This window comes from Lentzea sp. NPDC005914 (assembly GCF_040629405.1).
Taxonomy (GTDB): domain Bacteria; phylum Actinomycetota; class Actinomycetes; order Mycobacteriales; family Pseudonocardiaceae; genus Lentzea.
In genome coordinates, this window is sequence record NZ_JBEXVQ010000002.1 from 401,767 (window position 1) to 422,607 (window position 20,841).

Below are 20,841 nucleotides of genomic sequence, written 5' to 3' on the forward strand. Positions count from 1 at the left end.
TTGCCTTGAGGAGATGAACGCAGTGGCAGGAGCACGCGTTATCCCGCTGCACGACCCGGAGCGCGACGCCGCGCGCAGATCGCGCCACGTCGAGGTGGTTCCCGAGCCGGCGCAGCAGCAGTCCGAGACACCGGACTGGGAACGCAGGCTGGCCGACTTGCTGTCGTTCGCGCGCAGGCGGATCGCGGGCGACTACCAGATCGACGAGTTCGGTTTCGACCGCGACCTCACCGAGAACGTCCTGATGCCCCCGCTCAAGCCGCTCTACGAGAAGTGGTTCCGGGTCGAGACGATCGGGCTGTCCAACATCCCCACGGCCGGTGGCGCGCTGCTCGTGGCGAACCACTCCGGCACGTTGCCGCTCGACGCCCTGATGACGTCCTACGGCATCGCGTCCGAGCACCCGGCCCAGCGGCACATGCGCATGCTCGGTGCCGACCTCGTTTTCCGCACGCCGTTGCTGGGCGCGCTGGCCCGCAAGTCCGGCCAGACCCTGGCCTGCAACCCGGACGCCGAGCGGCTGCTGTCGAACGGCGAGCTCGTCGGCGTGTGGCCGGAGGGCTTCAAGGGCATCGGCAAGCCGTTCAAGGACCGCTACAAGCTGCAGCGCTTCGGCCGCGGCGGCTTCGTGGCGGCGGCGTTGAAGACCGGCACGCCGATCATCCCGTGCTCGATCGTCGGGGCCGAGGAGATCTACCCGATGATCGGCGACATCAAGGCTCTCGCGCGGCTGTTCGGCTTCCCGTACTTCCCGGTGACGCCGTTCTTCCCGCTGCTGGGCCCGCTGGGCGCGATCCCGCTGCCGTCGAAGTGGTACATCGAGTTCGGCGAGCCGATCCGCACCGACGTCTTCGGCGAGAACCCGGCCGACGACCCGATGCTGGTCTTCAACCTCACCGACCAGGTCCGCGAGACCATCCAGCAGACCCTCTACCGCCTGCTCACCCAGCGTCGGAACGTGTTCCTCGGCTGACCAGGGCCTGCACCTCGTCGTAGCTCAACGCTTCCGGCACACCACCGTCGCGAACGGCCCTCGCGGTCGCGACGGTGTGCTGGAGGGCGGCCCGGAACAGCAACGATCCGGTGCTGATCCTGCGCACCCCGAGGTCGCCGAGCTCCTTCGGTGTGCGCCGCTGGGCGAGCACGTTCAACGGCGCCAGCGCGGCGAGCTTCTCGATGTCGCGCGGCTCGGTGAGGCCGGGGACGAAGATCCCGTCCGCTCCCGCGTCCACGTACCTCTTGGCGCGCTCCTCGGTCTCCTCGATGGCGAGGCCTTGCCAATGGGTGTCGACGCGGGCGTTCAGGAAGACGCCGGGCGCACTCTCCTTGACCCTGCTGATGATCATCGCCTGCTCCTGCGGCGTGGCCAGGCCGTGCGGGCGCCCGTCCTCGAGGTTCACGCCCGCCGCGTCGAGAGTGGAGACCAGTTCGGCGGGGTCCATGCCGAACCCCGACTCCAGGTCGACCGTGACCGGGCAGGGCAGCTCCTTCAGCAGGGTGGCGAGCGCGACGGCCTGGCTGCCCGCCAGTCCCATGCCGTCGGGGATGCCGTGTGCGGCGGCGACACCGAGACTCGTCGTGCCGATCGCCTTGAAACCCGCGGCGTGCAGGGCGGCGGCCGACGCGTAGTCCCAGGCGTTGGGCAGGACCAGCGGCTCGTCCTGGTGGTGCATGGCCCGGAACGCCATGTTCTTGGCGATCCGGATGCCGAGCTCCCGGCCGGGGCAGGCGTGCGCGCCGTGCCCGAACGGGTGGCTTTCCAGGCCGACCTCGATCACGCCTTCCCGGGCGACCCTTCGCGTGATCGGAACCGGCGGCGCGGGGTCCCCGGCTTCGAGGCGCTTCGCGAGCGCGTGAGTGGCGGCCCAGGCCTGCACGAGGAGTCCGATCCTCGCCGCCGTCTCCTCGTCGTGCCTGCTCGCGAGTCGTTCCACCGCCGCGTCCGCCTCCGCCGTGATCGGCTCGTGCGGCTGGTAGCAGGGCGCGATCGTGGCGATGTCGCCGAGCGATCCGGGGAGGTGGAGTGCGGTCGCCAGGTCATCGAGCGTCGTGACGTCCGGGATGAGCTTCGCCGTGAGCGCGCGCCTGCGTTCGTGCTCGGCGCCGTTGCTGAACCGGACGACGCCGGCTCGCAGCCACGCCACACCTCGGTCGGCAGCGGGCACGGACGGGACGGGAAGGCTCAGCAGCTCTTCGGTCATGCCTCGACGCTAGGCGTCGGACGTTTCGGCGCCGGCCGAAGTGTCCGGCCCGCAGAATGGTTCTCATGGAGGCTCTGGCCCAGGTAGCCGCGCTGCTGGCCGACAGGACGCGAGCAGCGTTCTGCGGGGCCCTGCTGGACGGCAGGGCGTGGACCGCCACCGAACTGGCCACCCACGCCCGCGTGGCCCCGTCGACCGCCAGCGAGCACCTGAGCCGCCTGATCGAGGGCGGTCTGCTCGTGGAGCACCGCCAGGGCCGGCACCGCTACGTCTCGCTCGCGGGCCCGCACGTGGCCGAACTGCTGGAGACGATGACGGCCTTCGCGGGCCCCGATCCGAAACCGCGCGGTCTGCGTGCGGCGTCCGCGTCGGAAGCGATGGCACGTGGCCGGACCTGCTACGACCACCTGGCGGGGAAGCTGGGCATCGCCCTGAAGTCCGGCCTGCTCGACCTCGGCGTGGTGACTTCGGAACTCGCGATCACCGAGCCCGGCATGGTCTGGCTGAAGGAGCTCGGCTTCGAACCCTCGAAACGCCAGGTCAGCAGGGCCTGCCTGGACTGGACCGAACGAGTTCCGCACCTCGCGGGCGCCGCTGGAGCGCATCTGTGCGACGTGTTCTTCGAGCGCGGGTGGACCAAGCGCATCGGCACCACCCGCGCCGTCGTGCTCACGCCGGCCGGTGAACAGGGCTGGCGCGACCTCGGGCTCAGCTGAGGGCCGCCCGCAGGCGGTCCTCCTCGACCTTCCAGTAGCCGTGCTCGGCACCGTCGACCAGGAACACCGGCACCCGGTCCCCGTACTCGGCCCGCAACTCCGGATCGGCGTCCACGTCCTCGACGGACCAGGTGGCGCCCATCTCGCCGCAGATCCGTTCGATCTCGGCCGCGGCGACGTGGCACGAGTGGCACGTCGCACGGCTCATCACGGTCACGTGGTGGGTCATCGTCAGGCTCCCAGGGGCTTGCGCAGCACGCGGCGGGCGAGCTTGCCGGTCGGCGAGTGCGGCAAGGCCGGCGCGAACTCCACCGACGTCGGCACCTTGAACTTCGCCAGCCGGGTCGCGCAGTGCGACACGACGTCCTCGGCCGACACCGCCGCACCGTCGCGCAGCACCACGACGACCTTCACGGACTCGCCGGTCTTCTCGTCCGGCACGCCGACGGCCGCGGCCTCCACGACGGCCTCCATCTCGCCGATGACCTGCTCGACCTCGTGCGGGTAGACGTTGAACCCGTTCACGATGATCAGGTCGCCCGCGCGGTCGACCAGGTGCAGGTCGCCGTCCGCGTCGATGAAGCCGACGTCACCGGTGCGGAACCAGCCAGAGGAGTCCGGGCCGTGGGCGCCGTCGGGCCAGTAGCCGCTGAAGAGGTTGTCGCCCTTCGCGGACACCAGGCCGGTGCCGGGCTCGTCCTCGTCGATGTCGAGCACCGAGCCGTCCGTGTCGACCAGCCGGATCTCGACCCCGGGCAGTGCCTGGCCCACCGAACCGGGCTTCGGCGTGCCGCCGACCAGCGTGGACGTCAGCACCGGGCCGGTCTCGGTCAGGCCGTAGCCCTCGAACACCGGGATGCCGATGGCGGTGCGCATCTCGGTGATGACCCCTGCCGGAAGCGGCGCGGCGCCGGACGTGAAGAGTCGGACCGTGGCCAGCTTCTCGCGCAGCACCTCGACCGGGTTCGCCAGCAGCGCCCGGTACATGGGCGGCACGCCGACCATCGTGGTCACGCGGTGCTGCTCGATCACGTCCAGTGCGTGGGCGGGCTCGAACCGCTCCAGCAGCACCGCCGTCGCGCCGGCACCCGCCACCTGCAGCAACCCCGGGCCGAGGCCGTAGACGTGGAACAACGGCAGCGCGAGCAGCACCCGGTCGCCCGCGGTCACGGGCGCGGGGCGAAGCGAGGCGCACTGGGAGACGTTCGCGAGCAGTGCGCGGTGGGACAGCATCGCGCCGCGCGGCACGCCGGACGTGCCCGAGGTGTAGCCGAGCACCGCGATGTCCTCGCCCCCGCGGACGGCCTCGAACGGCTCGGCGGTCGCGTTGACGTCCGGCACGTCCAGCACCTGCGCGTCCGAGCCTTCGCCGTCGCCCACCAGGAGCGTGGCGCCGGAGTCGGCCAGGATGCGCTGCAGCTCACGCGGCGGGTTGCCGGGACCAGTGGGCACGACGACACCGCCGGCGCGCAGGATGCCGAACACCGCGACCACGAACTCGGGCGACGTGGGCAGCCGTACCGCCACCCGGTCGCCCGGTTCGACGCCGGAATCGGCCAAACGGCGGGCGAAAGCATCGACGGCACCGTCGATGGTTTCCCAGGTGAGGCTCACACCGCTCGCGACGTCGACGAGTGCGACGTGGCTCGGCCCCCGCTGTGCCGAAGCACGGACCAGATCTGCGACATTGCGAGCGGAAGTCAACATGGCCTCCTCATGAACAACTGAACGCTTCGAGCAGTCTTCCACGCGTGACGGGCGTCATGAAGCCGTGGTTCGCGCGTCTCCACTTCGCAACCCTGCCAGCTCCCTACTACGGAGTAACAACACGTATGCTGCCGCCACGGCGACTCTGTGGAGGTGCCGCCAGCCGATGACCGCGCGGGCACGACCGAACACGATCAGGACCACCCGGGCCATGACGGGAGGTCAGCACGACGACACCGCCGACGAGCCGTGGCAGCTCGTCAAGGCCGCCCAAGAGGGTGACACCGAGGCGTTCGGCGTGCTCTACGACAAGTACGTCGACATGGTCTTTCGCTATGTCCTCTTCCGGGTGGGCGGCGATCGCGCGTTCGCCGAGGACGTGACCAGCGAGACGTTCCTGCGTGCGCTGCGCAGCATCGGTTCGGTCAGCTACCAGGGCCGGGACGTGGGCGCGTGGTTCGTCACGATCGCCCGCAACATCGTGTTCGACCACGTGAAGTCGAGTCGCTACCGGCTCGAGGTCACGACGGCGGAGCTCCAGGACAACCGCGAGGAGACCGGCGGCCCTGAGCAGGAAGTGATGACCGAGGCGACCAACGCGGAGCTGCTCCGCTGCGTTTCCCAGTTGGGGGACGACCAGCAGGAGTGCATCAGGCTGCGGTTCATCGAGGGCAAGTCGGTGTCCGAGGTCGCGGAGCTCATGGACCGCAACGAAGGCGCCGTGAAGGCCCTGCAACACCGGGCCGTTCGGCGGCTCGCACAGATTCTTCCGTCCTGGTTGCGGTGATCAGGACGACAAGCGCGTAACCCAAAGCAGATCAACTTCGTTACTCGGGCTGAGATGGACGGTAAGGGAAGCACACCGCGGTGGCGGCACACGGAGCACGAGCGGTTCGCTCGTGCGGTGGAAGGCGGTCCGCAGCCGGTCGCCAGTGACGGTCTCAGGGACTCCGATCTCGCTGAGGACCTGGCGATCGTCGAGCTGCTCAGGGCCATGGACGTGGGCCCTGACGCGGAGACTCGTGCGCGCATGAAGCAGCGCATCCTCACCGCGCCCCCACCCGAGAAGCCGCTGGTCCTCCCGTCGGTAAGACGCGTGGGAGCGCGCGCACGATTAGCAGTCGCAGCGGCCGCCGTTCTCTGCCTGCTGATGTCGCTGGCCGGTATGAGTGTGCTGCTCAGCCGTGACGCGCTCCCGGGAGATCCGCTCTACGGCATCAAACGCACGGCCGAAGGCGCCTCGCTGGGCCTGACCTTCGACGACGAGTCGCGCGCCCTGAAGCACCTGGAGTTCGCCGCGTCCCGGGTCACCGAGATGGAGACGCTGGCCGAACGCGCCTCCGACGAGTCCGCGCAGCTCACGGCCCTGAGCGACCTGAACGCCGACGCCGTGGAAGGCGCCCGCCAGCTCACCACCTACGCCACCTCGTCCGACAAGAAGGCGCTGCCCGACCTGCGCGACTGGGCCCTGGCCCAGTACGTGAAGCTCGGCACCCTGCGCCCCCGCCTGCCCGGTGATTCCGGTGCCCACGCCGACACCACCATGTGGCTGCTGGCGAGCATCGCCCAACGAGCCCACGACCTGGCCGCACGCGCCGGTTGCGCCTCGATCGTCAGCGGCTCGTCGGACACCCTCGGCCCTCTGCCGTCCAAGGACGAGTGCGCCACGGTGGTCGCCGACCCGAACACCTCTCCCGGACGTGACCCGTCCTCGGTCCAGCCGACCCCGTCCGGCCTGCCCGTCCCGTCGGGTTCGTCGACGCCCTCGACGCAGCCCTCGCAGTCCGTGCTGCCGGGTTCGGCGGCCCCACCGGTGTCCGGCAAGCCCGGCACGACCACCCCACCCGACTCCGGCAAGCCGGGAATCACCATTCCGCTGCCCCTGCCGCTGCCCAGCATCTCGCTGCCGCTGCTGCCCGGTATCAGCTTCGGCTGAGTCGGGGGTTTACCGCCGGACCTGATCGCTAGGCTTGTGACATGGCAGGTAAGCGTGACGTGGAGAGCGACCGACTCGCCGAGCTCGCGGGCGAGGCCTCGGCCGAGGCGGCGATCAGGGCTGCTGCGGCGGCGCCAGAGCTCGAAGCCTCGCTCACGGTGCCCACAGACCTGACCGCAGCCGCCTTCTTCGACGTGGACAACACGATGATGATGGGCGCCTCGATCTTCCACTTCGCCCGAGGCCTGGCCGCCCGGAAGTACTTCTCGTCCTCGGACCTGGCGGGCTTCGTCTGGCAACAGCTGAAGTTCCGGGTGGGCGGCCGCGAGGACCCGGAGTCCGTCAAGGCCAGCCGCGAGCAGGCCCTCTCGTTCGTGGCGGGCCGCAGCGTCGCCGAACTGGTCTCCCTGGGCGAGGAGATCTACGACGAACTGATGGCCGACCGCATCTGGAAGGGCACGCAGGCCCTGGCCCAGATGCACCTGGACGCGGGCCAGCGCGTCTGGCTGGTGACCGCCACCCCGGTGGAGCTGGCCCAGATCATCGCCCGCCGCCTGGGCCTGACCGGCGCTCTCGGCACCGTCTCCGAGTCGGAGGACGGCGTCTACACCGGCCGCCTGGTGGGCGACCTCCTGCACGGCAAGGCCAAGGCCCAGGCCGTCCGCTCGCTGGCCGCGAAGGAGGGGCTGGACCTGCGCCGCTGCACCGCGTACTCCGACTCCTCGAACGACGTCCCGATGCTCTCGGTCGTGGGCACCGCCGTGGCCGTGAACCCGGACTCGCAGCTCCGCGAGATCTCCCGCCGCAAGGGCTGGGAGATCCGCGACTTCCGCACCGGGCGAAAGGCCGCCAAGATCGGCGTCCCCTCGGTCCTGGGCGCGAGTGCCCTGGCCGGCGCCGTGGCAGCCACCCTGGCCTACCGCCGCCGGGTGAAGTGAGCCCGATGTGATTACCGGGGCCTTACGGCTCAGGCGAACCAACACCTGATCGGTGTCGAATAAGAGGCATGAAGCCCGCCAAGGCCGCGTTGACCGGACTGCTCGCCATCATCGCCGCTCTCGCGGCGGGTCACCTGGTCGCGGCCTTCGTCGGCCTGAGCGCCTCCCCGTACCTGGCCGTGGGCAACGCGGCCATCGACCTGACCCCGTCGTGGCTGAAGGAATTCGCGGTCACCACGTTCGGCACCAACGACAAGCTCGTGCTGCTGACGAGCATGGCCGTGGTCCTGGCCGGCGTCGGCGTGGCGGCAGGCCTGGCCAGCCGAACCAGTCCCACGCCGGGAACGGTCGTGGCGGTCGTCCTGGGTCTGGTGGGCATCACTGCGGTCCTGACCAGGCCGGACATCGGCCAGCTGAGCGTCCTGGCCCCGCTGGTGAGCCTCGCGGCAGGCGTCTACAGCTTCCGCTACCTGCACAAAGAGGTCCAGCAGGACGAGTCGCGGCGCGGTTTCCTGATCACGGCCGGGCTCGCCGTGGCAGCAGGCGTCGTGGGCCAGGTCGTGGGCACCCGGACGGACGTCGAGGGCTCCAGGAGGGCCATCGGCGACCTGACGCCGAAGACCAAGGCCCCGGAGATCCCGGTCAACGCCGACTTCGCCAGGGACGGCACCCCGAGCTTCATCACCAGCGGGAAGGACTTCTACCGCATCGACACCGCGCTGAGCGTCCCCAGGATCCGCGCGGAGGAGTGGGCTCTGAGGGTCCACGGCATGGTCGACCGCCCGATGGTCCTGACGTTCGACGAGATCCGCCAGTGCGACCTGGTCGAGGAGACGGTCACCCTGACCTGCGTCTCCAACGAGGTGGGCGGCCCGTACATCAGCACCGGCACGTTCGTCGGCATCAAGATCGGCGACGTGCTGCGGGAAGCCGGCGTGAAGGCAGGCGCCGACCAGCTCTTCAGCACCAGCGATGACGGCTTCACCGCGGGCAGCCCCCTCGACTACGTCCTGGAACGGGGGCTGATCGCTATCGGCATGAACGGCGAGCCCCTGCCCGCGGAGCACGGATTCCCGGCGAGACTGGTGGTCCCAGGTCTCTACGGCTACGTCTCCGCCACCAAATGGGTGACTGATCTCAACGTCACGACGTTCGCCAAAGAGCAGGGCTACTGGATTCCACGGGGCTGGGCAACCAGGGCCCCGATCAAAACGATGTCGCGAATCGACCGCCCCAAAGGCCTGAGCAAAATCCAGGGCAAGACGGTCGTGGCGGGCACGGCCTGGGCTCAGCCCAAGGGCGTGGCCAAGGTCGAGGTGCGTGCGGACGGCGGCCCGTGGCAGGAAGCCGAGCTGGGCGCGGACGTCAGCGACAGCACCTGGCGAATGTGGCGCCTCGAGCTCGACTTGAAGCCGGGTAGTCACATCGTCGAGTGCCGGGCGACCGACAAAAGCGGTTTCACTCAGGACCAAGCACGTTTGGACCCGGTTCCGGACGGCGCGACCGGATGGCATTCGATTTCTTTCACAGTTCAGCCGACCGGGTAGAACCAAATCCCGCTCTCTCCCGAATGTTCTGACAGACAGGTCGAAAGAACATTCAGGGAGTGATCGAAGTGCGAAAGACCCTCGCAGGTGTATTTGCGATCGCAATCGCGAGCCTGACCGCGTGCGGCGGCATGGACCAGGCGAGCACCACCACGAACACCCCGACGAGCACGACGTCGTCCAGCGCGCCGACCGGCAGCGCCATGGGCATGACCAAGACCAGCGACGTCTTCGGCCCAGGTTGCGCGAGCGTTCCGCAGGACGGCAAGGGCTCGCTGCTGGGCATGGCCGAGGACCCGGTGGCCACCGCGGCCTCCAACAACCCGCTGCTCACCAAGCTGGTCGCCGCGGTCAAGGCCGCCAACCTCGTGGACACGCTGAACTCGCAGCAGGCCATCACGGTGTTCGCCCCGGCCGACCCCGCTTTCGCCGAGTTGGGCGACGCGAAGTTCGCGGAGCTCGCCGGCAACCCGGCCGCGCTGACGCCGATCCTGCAGTACCACGTCGTGCCGATGCGCTACGACGCGAAGGGCCTGCAAGCGGCCAAGACGGTCAAGACCCTCGCCGGCCAGGAGGTCACCATCGCGGGATCCGGTGACAACCTCACGGTGAACGGTGCCCCGGTCCTGTGCGGCAACATCCCGACCAAGAACGCCACCGTGTTCGTGATCGGCAAGGTGCTCACCCCGTAGTGATCATCGGACGTTCCGGCGCTGGTCACGCCCTGTGACCAGCGCTGCAACTCTTCTCAGGGCGTCCAGCCGCCGACTTTGTGCATACGTTCACAAGCGGTACGGTGTGTGTATCACCAGAGCCGCGGGGTCCCTGCGGTGAAGCACACCCGGAGGTCGGAGCGTGGCATCACAGCGGGGCGAAGGTGAGACGACCACCACCCCTGCGGAGCCTGCCGACAGGGAGCGCGCCCGCGCGATTCCCGAGGCGGCGGTGGCCAGGCTCGCCGTGTACCTCCGCGTGCTGTCCGGCATGGCCGACCAGGGCGTGACGGCCGTCTCCAGCGAGGAGCTCAGCCAGGCCGCGGGCGTCAACGCGGCGAAGCTCCGCAAGGACCTGAGCTACATCGGCTCGTACGGCACGAGGGGCGTCGGCTACGACGTCGAGGTCCTCGTGAGCCACATCGAGCGCATCCTCGGCCTCACGCGCAACCACTCCGTCGCGGTCGTCGGCATCGGTAACCTTGGTCACGCTCTGGCCAACTACGGCGGTTTTCCCGGCCGCGGGTTCCCGGTCACCGCGTTGTTCGACGTGGACCCCGATCTCGTAGGAATCCCTGTTGGGGGCATTCCCGTCAGCCACATCGACGACATCACCGCGGTCTGCCTGGAACGCGAGGTCTCGATCGGCGTGATCGCGACGCCGCCGCCCGCCGCTCAGTCAGTTTGCGACCGTTTGGTATCTGCGGGCGTCCAGTGCATTCTGAACTTTGCACCAGTTGTCCTTCAGGTTCCAGACAACGTCGAGGTGCGCAAGGTTGACTTGGCGGTCGAGATGCAGATCCTGTCGTTCCACGTCGCTCGACGTGCGGACGAGGCTCTGCACGTCTCAAGCGGCGGGGTCTCGATCGGCAGCAACGGACTCGGTGTGGACGGGATGGTGATTCGCCCGTGAGCGTGAGCCAGACGGCTCCGGCAGACGTGGTGAGTACATGAGCGTGCTCGTAGTCGGTCTGTCGCACCGCACCGCCCCGGTCCCGGTCCTCGAACGCGTCACCGTGGCCGAGCCGGACCTGCCCAAGGTCCTCGGCCAGTTGCTGGCCGCCCCCAGCGTCTCCGAGGCGATGGTCCTGTCGACCTGCAACAGGGTCGAGGTCTACGCCGTCGTCGAGTCGTTCCACGGCGGTATGTCCGAGGTCGTCGACGTGCTCGCGCAGCACGCCCAGGTCGACCCGCAGTCGCTCTACGAGCACTTTTACGTGCATTACGCCGCCGCAGCCGTGGAACACCTGTTCTCCGTCGCGGCGGGCCTCGACTCGATGGTCGTCGGCGAGTCCCAGATCCTCGGCCAGCTGCGCGGTGCGTACGCGGCGGCGGACGAGGCGGGCACCGTCGGCAAGACCGTCCACGAGCTCACTCAGAACGCGTTGCGCGTCGGCAAGCGCGTGCACACCGAGACCGGCATCGACCACGCGGGCGCGTCGGTCGTGTCCGAGGCCCTCGGTGACGCCGAGGCCGCGCTGGGCACCCTCGTGGGCAAGCGCGCGCTGCTCGTCGGCGCCGGTGCCATGGGCGGCCTGGCTGCGGCCCACCTGCGCAGGGCGGGCGTCGGCGAGGTCGTCATCGCCAACCGGACGCAGGCCAACGGTGTGCGTTTGGCCACGTCGCTGAAGTCGGAGGGCGTCCCCGCGACGGCCGTCGACCTGTCGCAGCTGCCGGGCGAACTCGATCTCGCGGACATCGTCTTCGCGTGCACGGGATCGGTCGACACGGTGGTCCGCGCGGACATGATCAGCGCGCGCACCCGGCCGCTCGTCGTGTGCGACCTCGGCCTGCCCAAGGACGTCGACCCGGCCGCGGCCGAGCTGCCGAACGTTCGTGTGGTGGACCTGGAAACGCTGCAGCGGCGCCTCTCGGACGCTCCCGCGGGCCAGGACGCGCGCATGGCGGCCCAGCTGGTCGCCCACGAGGTGAAGGCGTACCTCGCGGGTCAGCGCTCCGCCGAGGTCACCCCGACCGTCACGGCGCTGCGCAAGCGGGCGGCCGAGGTGGTCGACGCCGAACTGCTCCGACTTGATTCGCGACTTCCCGAACTGGACCCCGCGACACGCGGTGAATTGGCCAAGACGGTGCGCCGCGTTGTAGACAAGCTCCTGCACACGCCGACCGTCAGGGTGAAGGAGCTCGCGTCCTCACCCGGTGGTACGGGCTACGCGGAGGCTCTCCGTGAACTGTTCGGGCTCGACCCCCAGTCGCCTGGGGTAGTCAGCCAGACCAAGAAGTCTTCTGTGGATGGTGAAACGCGGTGACCCGCACCCTACGGATCGGTACCCGAGGCAGCGCACTGGCGCTCGCGCAGACGGGGACCGTGGCCGAGGCGCTGAAGGCTGCCGGAGCTCAGGTCGAGATCGTCGTCATCAAGACGCCGGGCGACCTCTCCGACGCTCCGATCGCCCAGATCGGCATCGGCGTGTTCACGTCCGCACTGCGGGACGCGCTCGCGAACGACGAGATCGACGTCGCCGTCCACTCCTACAAGGACCTCCCGACCGCGCCGGACAAGCGTCTGGTGCTCGCGGCGGTGCCCCAGCGCGAGGACCCGCGCGACGCCCTCGTGGCGCGCGACGGCCTCACGCTCGGTGAGCTGCCGCCGGGGTCCACTGTGGGCACCGGTTCGCCGCGCCGCGCGGCCCAGCTGGAGGCTCTCGGCCTCGGGCTGGACATCGTTCCGTTGCGCGGCAACGTGGACACGCGGATCGGCAAGGTCCGCAACGGCGAGCTCGACGCCGTGGTGCTGGCTCGCGCCGGCATCGCGCGCCTCGGTCGCACGAGCGAGATCACCGAGAACCTGGAGCCCATCCAGATGCTTCCCGCACCGGCACAGGGTGCGTTGGCAGTCGAGTGCCGGGTCGACGACGTCGACGCCGAGCACCTGATCCAGTCCACTTTGGACGATTCGGCCAGCCGGGCCGCTGTGACCGCCGAGCGCGCCATGCTGGCCGCACTCGAGGCGGGCTGCAGCGCGCCGGTCGGCGCGCTGGCCGATGTGGTGGAAGACCTCGATGACGAGGGGAAGGTCGTGTATCGGCTTTCCCTGCGCGGGGTCGCAGCGACGCCGGAGAACGATCTCCTCCGTGCGTCCGCCACCGGTGACTTGACCGAAGCTGAGGGACTCGGCCGTGCGCTGGCCGCCGAGTTGCTCGACCTCGGGGCCGCCGTTCTCAGCGGCCCAGAGGCGTAATCGATGGGGAGTGCCCTGATGACCCGCGCACGCAAGACCCCCGGACGCATCGCCTTCGTGGGCTCCGGCCCAGGCGACACCGGGCTGCTCACGGTCCGGGCCCACGACTTGCTCACCAGGGCTGAACTCGTGGTCACCGACCCGGACGTCCCCGCGGACGTCCTCGCGACCGTGGCCGAGGGAGTCGAGGTCCGCCCCGCTGTCGGCGAGGCCGCCGACGTCGCCAAGGACCTGGTCGCCGAGGCGCGCAACGGAGCGACCGTCGTTCGCCTCGTCGCGGGTGACCCGCTCACCCTCGACTCGGTCGTGAAGGAGGCCCACGCCGTCGCGAAGTCGACGATCCCGTTCGACGTCGTCCCCGGTGTGCCCTCGGGCACCGCGGTGCCGGCGTACGCGGGTGTCGCGCTCGGTGGCGTGCACACCGAGGTCGACGTGCGCGCGGTGAGCGACTGGGCAGGCCTCGCCGCCTCGCCCGGCACGCTCGTCCTGCACGCGACCGGTTCGCACCTGGCCGAGGCCGCGTCGAACCTGGTCGAGAACGGCCTCGCGCCGCAGACCCCGGTCGCCGTGACCGCCGAGGGCACCGGATTCCAGCAGCGCACCATCGACACGACGCTGGCCTCCGTGGCAGCCGACGCCGGTGACATGGGCGGTCCGCTGGTCGTCACGGTCGGTGCCGCCGCCGCTGCTCGCTCGAAGCTCTCCTGGTGGGAGTCGCGGGCGCTGTACGGCTGGCGCGTGCTGGTCCCCCGGACCAAGGAGCAGGCCGGCGCGATGAGCGAGCGTCTGCACTCGCACGGCGCGATCGCCGTCGAGGTGCCGACGATCTCCGTCGAGCCGCCGCGCAGCCCCGCGCAGATGGAACGTTCGGTCAAGGGTCTGGTCGACGGCCGCTACCAGTGGGTCGTCTTCACCTCGACCAACGCCGTCCGCGCGGTGTGGGAGAAGTTCCGCGAGTTCGGCCTGGACGCCCGTGCGTTCTCCGGCGTGAAGATCGCCTGCGTCGGCGAGGCCACGGCCGCGAAGGTGCGCTCGTTCGGCATCATCCCCGAGCTCGTGCCGTCCGGTGAGCAGTCGTCCGAGGGCTTGCTGAACGACTTCCCGCCCTACGACGACATCCTCGACCCGGTCGACCGCGTGCTGCTGCCGCGGGCCGACATCGCCACCGAGACGCTGGCCGCCGGCCTGCGCGAACGTGGCTGGGAGATCGACGACGTGACGGCGTACCGCACCGTGCGTGCGGCCCCGCCGCCCGCCGACACCCGCGAGATGATCAAGTCCGGTGGCTTCGACGCGGTGTGCTTCACCTCGTCGTCGACCGTGCGGAACCTGGTCGGCATCGCGGGCAAGCCGCACGCCCGCACGCTCGTCGCGTGCATCGGCCCGCAGACCGCCGAGACGGCGCGGGAGTTCGGCCTCCGGGTCGACGTGCAGCCCGAGGAGGCGAACGTGCCCGCGCTGGTCGACGCGCTGGCCGCCCACGCCGCCCGGTTGCGCGCCGAGGGAGCGCTGCCTCCTCCGCGCAAGACCAAGCGTCTGCGCCGCAGCTAAGTCACGAAGCCGTCGGGGCCACTCAAGATCCTTTGGGTGGCCCCTTCGACTCTCTTGTAGTCAGGGAGTCAGAGATGTATCCACTTCACCGGCCGAGGCGTCTGCGCACGACGCCCGCAATGCGTCGCCTGGTCTCCGAGACCGAGGTGCGCCCGAGGCAGCTCGTGCTGCCGATGTTCGTCAAGGAAGGCCTGCGCGAGCCCGCTGCGATCGCGAGCATGCCGGGCGTCCTGCAGCACACCCGTGACTCGCTGCGGAAGGCCGCCGTCGAGGCCGTGCAGGCAGGGGTCGGCGGCATCATGCTGTTCGGCGTCCCTGCCGAGCGCGACGCTGTGGGCTCCGGTGCGACCGACCCGGACGGCATCCTCAACGCCGCGCTGGGCGACCTCCGCGCGGAGCTGGGCGACAGCACCGTGCTGATGTCGGACTGCTGCCTCGACGAGTTCACCGACCACGGCCACTGCGGCGTGCTCTCCGCCGACGGCACCGTGGACAACGACGCGACCCTCGAGGTCTACGGCGAGATGGCCGTGGCCCAGGCGCGCGCCGGCGCTCACGTCGTCGGCCCCAGCGGCATGATGGACGGCCAGATCGCCTTCATCCGCAACGCTCTGGACACCGCGGGCCTGCAGGACACCGGCATCCTCGCCTACGCGGCCAAGTACGCCTCGGCGTTCTACGGCCCGTTCCGCGACGCCGTCGAGTCGCAGCTCTCCGGCGACCGCAAGACCTACCAGCAGGACCCGGCGAACGGCCGTGAGGCGTTGCGCGAGGTGCAGCTGGACCTCGCCGAGGGCGCGGACATGGTCATGGTCAAGCCGGCGCTGCTGTACCTGGACGTGCTGCGGTCGGTCGCCGAGATCTCGGACGTTCCCGTTGCGGCGTACCAGATCTCCGGTGAGTACGCGATGATCGAGGCCGCCGCCGCGAACGGCTGGATCGACCGCGAGCGCTCGATTCTCGAGTCGCTCACGTCGATCCGTCGCGCGGGTGCGGACATCGCGCTGACGTACTGGGCCGTGGAAGCGGCACGGTGGCTGGACCGGTAAGCACCCCGGTCCCGAGGTTGATCAACGTCTCGCGCTGGTTGTGGATCGCCAGCGCGGGCATCGGGATGGTCAGGTTCGTCGCGCAACTCTTCGACCGCGAGACGCTCATCGCCGAGGCACGCCGGCAGAACCCGTTGCTCGGGCAGGACCAGATCGACGCGGGCGTCAACGGCGGGATCCTGTTCGGACTGCTGCTCGCGGTCGCGATGCTCGTCGCGTACACGCGGCTGGCGAACACGATGGCGCGCGGGCGGAACTGGGCTCGCGTCGTGCTGACGGTGCTGGGCGCGGCGTCCGTCGCGTTCGGACTGTTCCGGCTCGTCGCGTTCGGCAGCGGGGTCGCGGCGTCCGTCGGCGTGGAGATGCGACCGGTCGACGTCGGCGTCACCTTCGTCACCACGGTCATGGACACCACCGCGATCGTGCTGATGTACCGCGTGTCGGCGCATTTCAGGACGCGCGTCACGGTGGACAGCGACTTCCTGCGGACCTAAGTTCCGACCGTGACGTCTCCGAAGGAATCGGGCACTCCCGGCACGATCACCGCGGGCTTCTGGCTCGTCGTGGCCGGCATGGCGCTCGTCGTGCTCACCCCGATCTACCTGTACCTCAACAAACAGGTGTTGATCGACGCACAGGTGCAGGCGAACACCGACCCCCAGTTCACTCCCGCCGAGATCCAGTCCGCCGTCACGGTCATCATCGTCACGACACTCGCGGTGAACCTCCTGCTGACCGCTCTCGCCGTGTTCTTCGCCCACAGGGTGAGGACGGGCGTGCGCAGGAGCCGCACCGGCCTGCTGATCACGTTGCTGATCGCGTTGTTCTTCCAGCTGGCCGTCGACAACGTGCTGGGGCTGGTTCCCTGCCTGGTCGCGATCGCCGGTCTGGTGCTGTTCTACTTCCGGCAGTCGAGCGACTACCTGACCGAGAGCGAGCGGGCGGAGTGAACGACGCTCCGAGGCAGGTCCGGATCGCTGTCGGCGTGTGGCTCGCGACCGCGGTGTTCGTGCTGTTCACCACTGCCGGACTGTGGTTCCAGCGCGGTGAGATCGAGCGGCTGAGCAACAGGCCACCGGGCGAGGTGACGAACTTCCTGATCTCGCTGACCGTCGTGGCGGTGATCTTCGCCGGTCTCTACGCGTGGCTGACCCGGCTGTTCCTCAGGCGCAGGAACTGGGCCCGGATCGCGCTGTCGCTGGTCGCGATCGCGCACATGCTGTGGCTGCTGATCGTCGGGGTCAGCCCGGCGACTCTGGTCACTCTGCTGCTCATCTGTGTCGCGATCATCTTCACGTGGCAGTCGGCTACGGCACAGTGGTTGGCGGAGGTGCGTGAGAAGTGACCGATCCTGCCCAGAACCCCGCACAGAGCCCCAGCCCGTGGTCGAACCCCGACAACGTGCAGTGGCAGGACAACCCGTACACCGCGCCCGCGACGCACGGCACGTACGAGGTGCACGCGGTCAACAACATGGGCTTTCCCATGCCGCCGCTCGGGCCCGTGCTGCCTCAGGAGCTCGCGCCGCAGCGTCCGGCGACGATCACGGCGGCGATGTGGATCTGGATCGCGGGTGCGGTGCTCTCGGTGGCCGTGTTCCCGGTGTTGTTCCTCACCAACACCGAGTACTTCCTCAACCAGGACGACTCGGTGGACCGCGCGGCGGGCGAGCTCGGTGTGCGGGCGCTGGCGTTGGTCTCCGGCTTCGCGATGCTCGTGGCCGCCGCGCCGTACGTCGCGTTCGCGGTCGTGCTGCGCAACGGGCAGAACTGGGCGCGCATCCTGCTGACGGTCCTCGGTGCGATCGGGTTCCTCTCGACGATCGCGATCATGCTCGTCGCGCTGGCCGCGCAGGTGTGGCAGCCCGGCACGGCGATCAGCATCGTCGTGCTCGGACTGATCGTCGCCGCCGTGGTGCTGCAGTTCCTCCCGGCGTCCAACCGGTTCGTGCGGTAGTGCTGTACCGGGAGGCCGGCAGCAGCTGGTGGCCGTTGCTGTGGGGACCGGCGTTCGCGGTCGCCGGATACCTCGTCGAGCTCATCACCGGGCCCGCGTCGGTGGCGCTGTGGACGATCGTGGGGCTCGGGCTGACGCTCGGCGCGGTCCTGTGGGTGCACGGGCGGATCAAGACCGGCAGCATCGCGCTGACGGCCGACGAGGCCCAGTTCGGCAGGGAGAAGCTGCCGGTCGCGATGATCGAGGCCTTCCGGGACGTCGGCGCGCCGGCCGGTGCGCGGGTGCTCGGCGGCGGCTGGTCGGTGCCGAAGGGGACGACGGCGGTGCCGTTGCGCCTGCTCGACGGCACCGTGGTGCTGGCGTGGGCGCGCGATCCGGAAGCCTTGCTCGCAGCCCTGCGGCAGGTCGTGAGAGGGTGAGCAACGTGACAGAGGCCGTGACTGAGCCGGATTCGGAGACCGTGATGGAGGAGCCGGAAGCGGCCCCGCCCGCCGGCCCGAGCCTGCACCAGCCCAGGCGGTGGCTGATCGCGGCGGGTGAGATCGTCGCGATCGTCCTGCTGGCGTGGCTCGCCGTGTGGTGCTGGAACCGCGGTGTCGTCAGGCTGGCCTACTCGATCATCGAGGGCCAGGAGCCGTTGATCTCCACGCGCTACCACGGCAACTGGATCGGCACGGCCGTCGGTGCGCTGACGCTGGCCGTGATCCTGGCGCTGGACGCGGTGCGGCAGGTCGTGCTGGCCGTGCGCACCCGGCCGCAGAAAGCCGCTGAAGCCGACGTGTGAGACTGGGGTACGTGACTGCGAGTCGATCCCAGGCCCTGTTCGAGCGCGCCTCCACGCTGACCCCCGGCGGGGTCAACTCACCGGTGCGGGCGTTCCACTCCGTCGGCGGCACCCCGCGCTTCATGGTCCGGGGCGAAGGTCCACATCTGTGGGACGCGGACGGCAACCGGTACGTCGACCTGGTGGCCTCGTGGGGCCCGATGATCCTCGGGCACGCCCACCCCGCCGTCGTCGAGGCGGTGCAGAAGGCGGCCGCGTCCGGGCTGTCGTTCGGCACCCCGACCGAGGGTGAGATCGAGCTCGCGGCCGAGCTGGTCGACCGGGTCGAGCCCGTCCGGCAGGTCCGCCTGGTCAACTCGGGCACCGAGGCCACGATGAGCGCGATCCGGCTGGCCCGCGGCTTCACCGAGCGGCGCAAGATCATCAAGTTCGCCGGCTGCTACCACGGTCACGTCGACGCACTGCTGGCCCAGGCCGGCTCGGGCGTCGCGACGCTGGGCCTGCCTTCGTCGCCGGGTGTCACGGGCGCGCAGGCCGAGGACACGATCGTGCTGCCGTACAACGACGTCGAGGCCGTGCGGGCGGCGTTCGCGGAGAACCCCGGCGAGATCGCCTGCGTGATCACCGAGGCGGCGGCGGGCAACATGGGCGCCGTCGCGCCCGGTCCTGAGTTCAACGCTTCGTTGCGCGAGATCTGCGACGCCGACGGCGCGCTGCTGATCATGGACGAGGTCATGACCGGGTTCCGCGTCTCGCGGGCCGGCTGGTTCGGTCTGGAGCGCGTGCGCGGCGACCTCTACACGTTCGGCAAGGTCATGTCGGGCGGTCTGCCCGCGGCCGCTTTTGGTGGCCGTGCGGACGTGATGGCTCGGCTCGCGCCGTCCGGTCCCGTCTACCAGGCGGGCACGTTGTCAGGTAACCCCGTCGCGGTGGCGGCCGGGCTCGCGACTCTGCGTGCGGCTGACGACGAGGTGTACGCAGCGCTCAACCGCAACGCGACCCGGTTGGGCGCGCTGTTCACGGCCGCGTTGACCGAGGCCGGCGTCGAGCACCGCGTGCAGTTCGCCGGGAACCTGGTGAGCGTGTTCTTCGGTTCTTCGGAGGTGAAGGACTACGCGGGTGCGCAGGCGTCCGAGACGTGGCGCTTCCCGCCGTTCTTCCACGCCCTGCTGGAACGAGGCGTCTACGCGCCGCCGTCGGCGTACGAGGCCTGGTTCGTCAACGCCGCCATGGGTGAAGAGGAGTTCGCCGTGATCGCCGACGCGCTGCCCGCCGCGGCCCGCGCTGCCAAGGAGGCCCGCCAGTGACCCGCACCGTCGTCCATCTGCTGCGCCACGGTGAGGTGCACAACCCCACGGGCATCCTCTACGGCCGGATTCCCGGGTTCCGGCTGTCCGAGCGCGGCGTGAAGCAGGCCCTGACCGTCGCCGAATCGTTGGCGGAGAACGACATCGTGCACGTGGTCGCGTCGCCTTTGGAGCGTGCACAGCAGACTGCTGCGCCGATCGCCGACTCGCACCGGCTGGAACTGGCCACCGACGAGCGGTTGATCGAGGCCGACAACCAGTTCGAGGGGCTGAAGGTCGCGGTGGGCGACGGCGCACTGCGGTCGCCCCAGCACTGGCCGAAGCTGATCAACCCGTTCAAGCCGTCCTGGGGCGAGCCCTACATCGAGATCGCTCACCGGATGCTCGGTGCGGTGCAGAAGGCTCGGGCAGAGGCTGAGGGGCACGAGGCGGTCTGCGTGTCGCACCAGTTGCCCATCTGGACCGTGCGGCGGTTCCTGGAAGGGAAGCGGATGTGGCACGACCCGCGTCGCCGGGAGTGCTCGCTGGCCTCGCTCACCTCGTTGATCTTCGAGGGGGAGCAGTTGGTTCGGATCGCCTACTCGGAGCCGGTCGGTGCGACCAACCCTCGGGTGACCGGGGCATGAAACGGCTGCTCGTACTGCTGCTGCTGGTTTCCGGGTGCTCGGTGGGGAAGGACGCTGCTCAGATCGGGGCCGGGGACTTCTACCTGGTGGCGCCCGGTGGGCAGGTGAAGATCCGGTACGCGGCTGGGGAGCGGAAGGCGCTGACCGGGCTTGAGGGGGAGTCCCTCATGGAGGAGGGGAAGACGGTTCGGCTGTCCGACTACTCCGGGAAACCCGTCGTGATCAACATTTGGGGGGCCTGGTGTGGGCCCTGCCGGACTGAGGCGCCTGAGATGCAGAAGTTGTTCGATTCTGGGACTCAGGTGGTGGGGGTGGATGTGAAGGAGACTGCCAAGTCGCATCCGCAGGACTTCATGAAGGACCGGTCGTTGACTTATCCGTCCATTTACGACGGTTCTTCGCGTAGTTTTATCAATGTTTTCAAGGGGGTTCCGGCTAATACTGTGCCTTCCACGTTTGTGGTGGACAAGGAGCACAAGGTGGCGGCGGTGTTCCTGGTGCCGGTGTTGGCTTCTGATGTTCAGCCGGTTTTGGATGAGTTGGGTAAGGAATGATCTTGGTGTGACGCGGCCTTGTGGGTGGTCGCCTTGCTTTGGGCGTGTCCTGTTTAG

At 69.5% G+C, this 20,841-nt stretch carries 24 protein-coding genes; 21 read left to right on the forward strand and 3 right to left on the reverse strand.

Annotated features, from left to right (window positions below):
• The first annotated feature begins 13 nt into the window (after nt 1-13).
• A complete protein-coding gene (locus tag ABZ345_RS04815; protein ID WP_359842950.1) occupies nt 14-973 on the forward strand; it encodes a lysophospholipid acyltransferase family protein in 960 nt (319 codons plus the stop codon).
• On the opposite strand, the gene ABZ345_RS04820 is transcribed toward ABZ345_RS04815, so the two are convergent.
• The gene (locus ABZ345_RS04820) at nt 942-2,201 is read right to left on the reverse strand and encodes an isocitrate lyase/phosphoenolpyruvate mutase family protein (RefSeq protein ID WP_359842952.1); all 1,260 of its coding nucleotides are present in this window, start codon (nt 2,199-2,201) and stop codon (nt 942-944) included. The genes ABZ345_RS04815 and ABZ345_RS04820 overlap by 32 nt on opposite strands.
• 65 nt (nt 2,202-2,266) lie before the next feature.
• On the opposite strand from ABZ345_RS04820, the gene ABZ345_RS04825 reads away from it, so the two are divergent.
• Complete coding sequence (locus ABZ345_RS04825) at nt 2,267-2,917, forward strand: winged helix-turn-helix domain-containing protein (protein WP_359842954.1); 651 nt, start codon at nt 2,267-2,269, stop codon at nt 2,915-2,917.
• Here ABZ345_RS04825 and ABZ345_RS04830 read toward each other — a convergent pair.
• The gene (locus ABZ345_RS04830; protein ID WP_359842956.1) at nt 2,910-3,146 is read right to left on the reverse strand and encodes a glutaredoxin family protein; all 237 of its coding nucleotides are present in this window, start codon (nt 3,144-3,146) and stop codon (nt 2,910-2,912) included. The genes ABZ345_RS04825 and ABZ345_RS04830 overlap by 8 nt on opposite strands.
• Before the next feature lie 2 nt (nt 3,147-3,148).
• On the reverse strand, nt 3,149-4,624 hold the full coding sequence (locus tag ABZ345_RS04835) for an AMP-binding protein (protein WP_359842958.1): 1,476 nt from the start codon (nt 4,622-4,624) through the stop codon (nt 3,149-3,151).
• A gap of 211 nt (nt 4,625-4,835) precedes the next feature.
• Between ABZ345_RS04835 and ABZ345_RS04840 the strand changes: the two genes are divergently transcribed.
• The 19 genes from ABZ345_RS04840 to ABZ345_RS04930 all read left to right on the forward strand — a co-directional run bounded on the left by ABZ345_RS04840 (nt 4,836) and on the right by ABZ345_RS04930 (nt 20,784).
• Nucleotides 4,836-5,411: a sigma-70 family RNA polymerase sigma factor gene (locus tag ABZ345_RS04840; RefSeq protein WP_359842960.1), complete on the forward strand. Its 576-nt coding sequence runs from the start codon at nt 4,836-4,838 to the stop codon at nt 5,409-5,411.
• 54 nt (nt 5,412-5,465) lie between these two features.
• Entirely contained in the window at nt 5,466-6,560 is a 1,095-nt protein-coding gene (locus ABZ345_RS04845; RefSeq protein WP_359842962.1) for a DUF5667 domain-containing protein, read from the forward strand.
• Nucleotides 6,561-6,601: 41 nt separating this feature from the next.
• Complete coding sequence (locus ABZ345_RS04850) at nt 6,602-7,498, forward strand: HAD-IB family hydrolase (protein WP_359842964.1); 897 nt, start codon at nt 6,602-6,604, stop codon at nt 7,496-7,498.
• Between the two features lie 68 nt (nt 7,499-7,566).
• Nucleotides 7,567-9,045 carry a molybdopterin-dependent oxidoreductase gene (locus ABZ345_RS04855; RefSeq protein ID WP_359842966.1) on the forward strand — a complete coding sequence of 493 codons (1,479 nt, stop codon included), beginning with the start codon at nt 7,567-7,569 and terminating at the stop codon, nt 9,043-9,045.
• A 131-nt stretch (nt 9,046-9,176) separates the two neighbouring features.
• Entirely contained in the window at nt 9,177-9,737 is a 561-nt protein-coding gene (locus tag ABZ345_RS04860; protein ID WP_359843138.1) for a fasciclin domain-containing protein, read from the forward strand.
• Nucleotides 9,738-9,900: 163 nt separating this feature from the next.
• Nucleotides 9,901-10,671, forward strand: a complete 771-nt coding sequence (locus ABZ345_RS04865) for a redox-sensing transcriptional repressor Rex (RefSeq protein ID WP_359842968.1) — start codon at nt 9,901-9,903, stop codon at nt 10,669-10,671.
• A gap of 37 nt (nt 10,672-10,708) precedes the next feature.
• Nucleotides 10,709-12,025, forward strand: coding sequence for a glutamyl-tRNA reductase (locus ABZ345_RS04870; RefSeq protein WP_359842970.1), 1,317 nt, complete (start codon nt 10,709-10,711; stop codon nt 12,023-12,025).
• The gene (gene hemC / locus ABZ345_RS04875) at nt 12,022-12,957 is read left to right on the forward strand and encodes a hydroxymethylbilane synthase (RefSeq protein WP_359842972.1); all 936 of its coding nucleotides are present in this window, start codon (nt 12,022-12,024) and stop codon (nt 12,955-12,957) included. The genes ABZ345_RS04870 and hemC overlap by 4 nt, the downstream gene beginning before the upstream one ends.
• Nucleotides 12,958-12,975: 18 nt before the next feature.
• On the forward strand, nt 12,976-14,508 hold the full coding sequence (locus ABZ345_RS04880; protein WP_359842973.1) for a bifunctional uroporphyrinogen-III C-methyltransferase/uroporphyrinogen-III synthase: 1,533 nt from the start codon (nt 12,976-12,978) through the stop codon (nt 14,506-14,508).
• 74 nt (nt 14,509-14,582) lie between these two features.
• Nucleotides 14,583-15,557 carry a porphobilinogen synthase gene (gene hemB, locus ABZ345_RS04885; protein WP_359842975.1) on the forward strand — a complete coding sequence of 325 codons (975 nt, stop codon included), beginning with the start codon at nt 14,583-14,585 and terminating at the stop codon, nt 15,555-15,557.
• Nucleotides 15,542-16,051, forward strand: a complete 510-nt coding sequence (locus tag ABZ345_RS04890) for a hypothetical protein (protein WP_359842977.1) — start codon at nt 15,542-15,544, stop codon at nt 16,049-16,051. Before hemB ends, ABZ345_RS04890 begins: the two co-directional genes overlap by 16 nt.
• Nucleotides 16,052-16,060: 9 nt before the next feature.
• Nucleotides 16,061-16,507, forward strand: a complete 447-nt coding sequence (locus tag ABZ345_RS04895; protein WP_359842979.1) for a hypothetical protein — start codon at nt 16,061-16,063, stop codon at nt 16,505-16,507.
• Entirely contained in the window at nt 16,504-16,902 is a 399-nt protein-coding gene (locus ABZ345_RS04900; protein ID WP_359842981.1) for a hypothetical protein, read from the forward strand. The genes ABZ345_RS04895 and ABZ345_RS04900 overlap by 4 nt, the downstream gene beginning before the upstream one ends.
• Nucleotides 16,899-17,513, forward strand: a complete 615-nt coding sequence (locus ABZ345_RS04905; protein ID WP_359842983.1) for a hypothetical protein — start codon at nt 16,899-16,901, stop codon at nt 17,511-17,513. Before ABZ345_RS04900 ends, ABZ345_RS04905 begins: the two co-directional genes overlap by 4 nt.
• Entirely contained in the window at nt 17,513-17,932 is a 420-nt protein-coding gene (locus ABZ345_RS04910; RefSeq protein ID WP_359842984.1) for a hypothetical protein, read from the forward strand. The genes ABZ345_RS04905 and ABZ345_RS04910 overlap by 1 nt, the downstream gene beginning before the upstream one ends.
• Nucleotides 17,933-17,937: 5 nt before the next feature.
• Entirely contained in the window at nt 17,938-18,297 is a 360-nt protein-coding gene (locus tag ABZ345_RS04915) for a hypothetical protein (protein WP_359842986.1), read from the forward strand.
• 11 nt (nt 18,298-18,308) lie between these two features.
• Entirely contained in the window at nt 18,309-19,604 is a 1,296-nt protein-coding gene (gene hemL / locus ABZ345_RS04920; protein ID WP_359842988.1) for a glutamate-1-semialdehyde 2,1-aminomutase, read from the forward strand.
• The gene (locus ABZ345_RS04925; RefSeq protein ID WP_359842990.1) at nt 19,601-20,230 is read left to right on the forward strand and encodes a histidine phosphatase family protein; all 630 of its coding nucleotides are present in this window, start codon (nt 19,601-19,603) and stop codon (nt 20,228-20,230) included. Before hemL ends, ABZ345_RS04925 begins: the two co-directional genes overlap by 4 nt.
• Nucleotides 20,227-20,784, forward strand: coding sequence for a TlpA disulfide reductase family protein (locus ABZ345_RS04930; protein ID WP_359842992.1), 558 nt, complete (start codon nt 20,227-20,229; stop codon nt 20,782-20,784). Before ABZ345_RS04925 ends, ABZ345_RS04930 begins: the two co-directional genes overlap by 4 nt.
• The last annotated feature ends 57 nt before the right edge of the window (nt 20,785-20,841 follow it).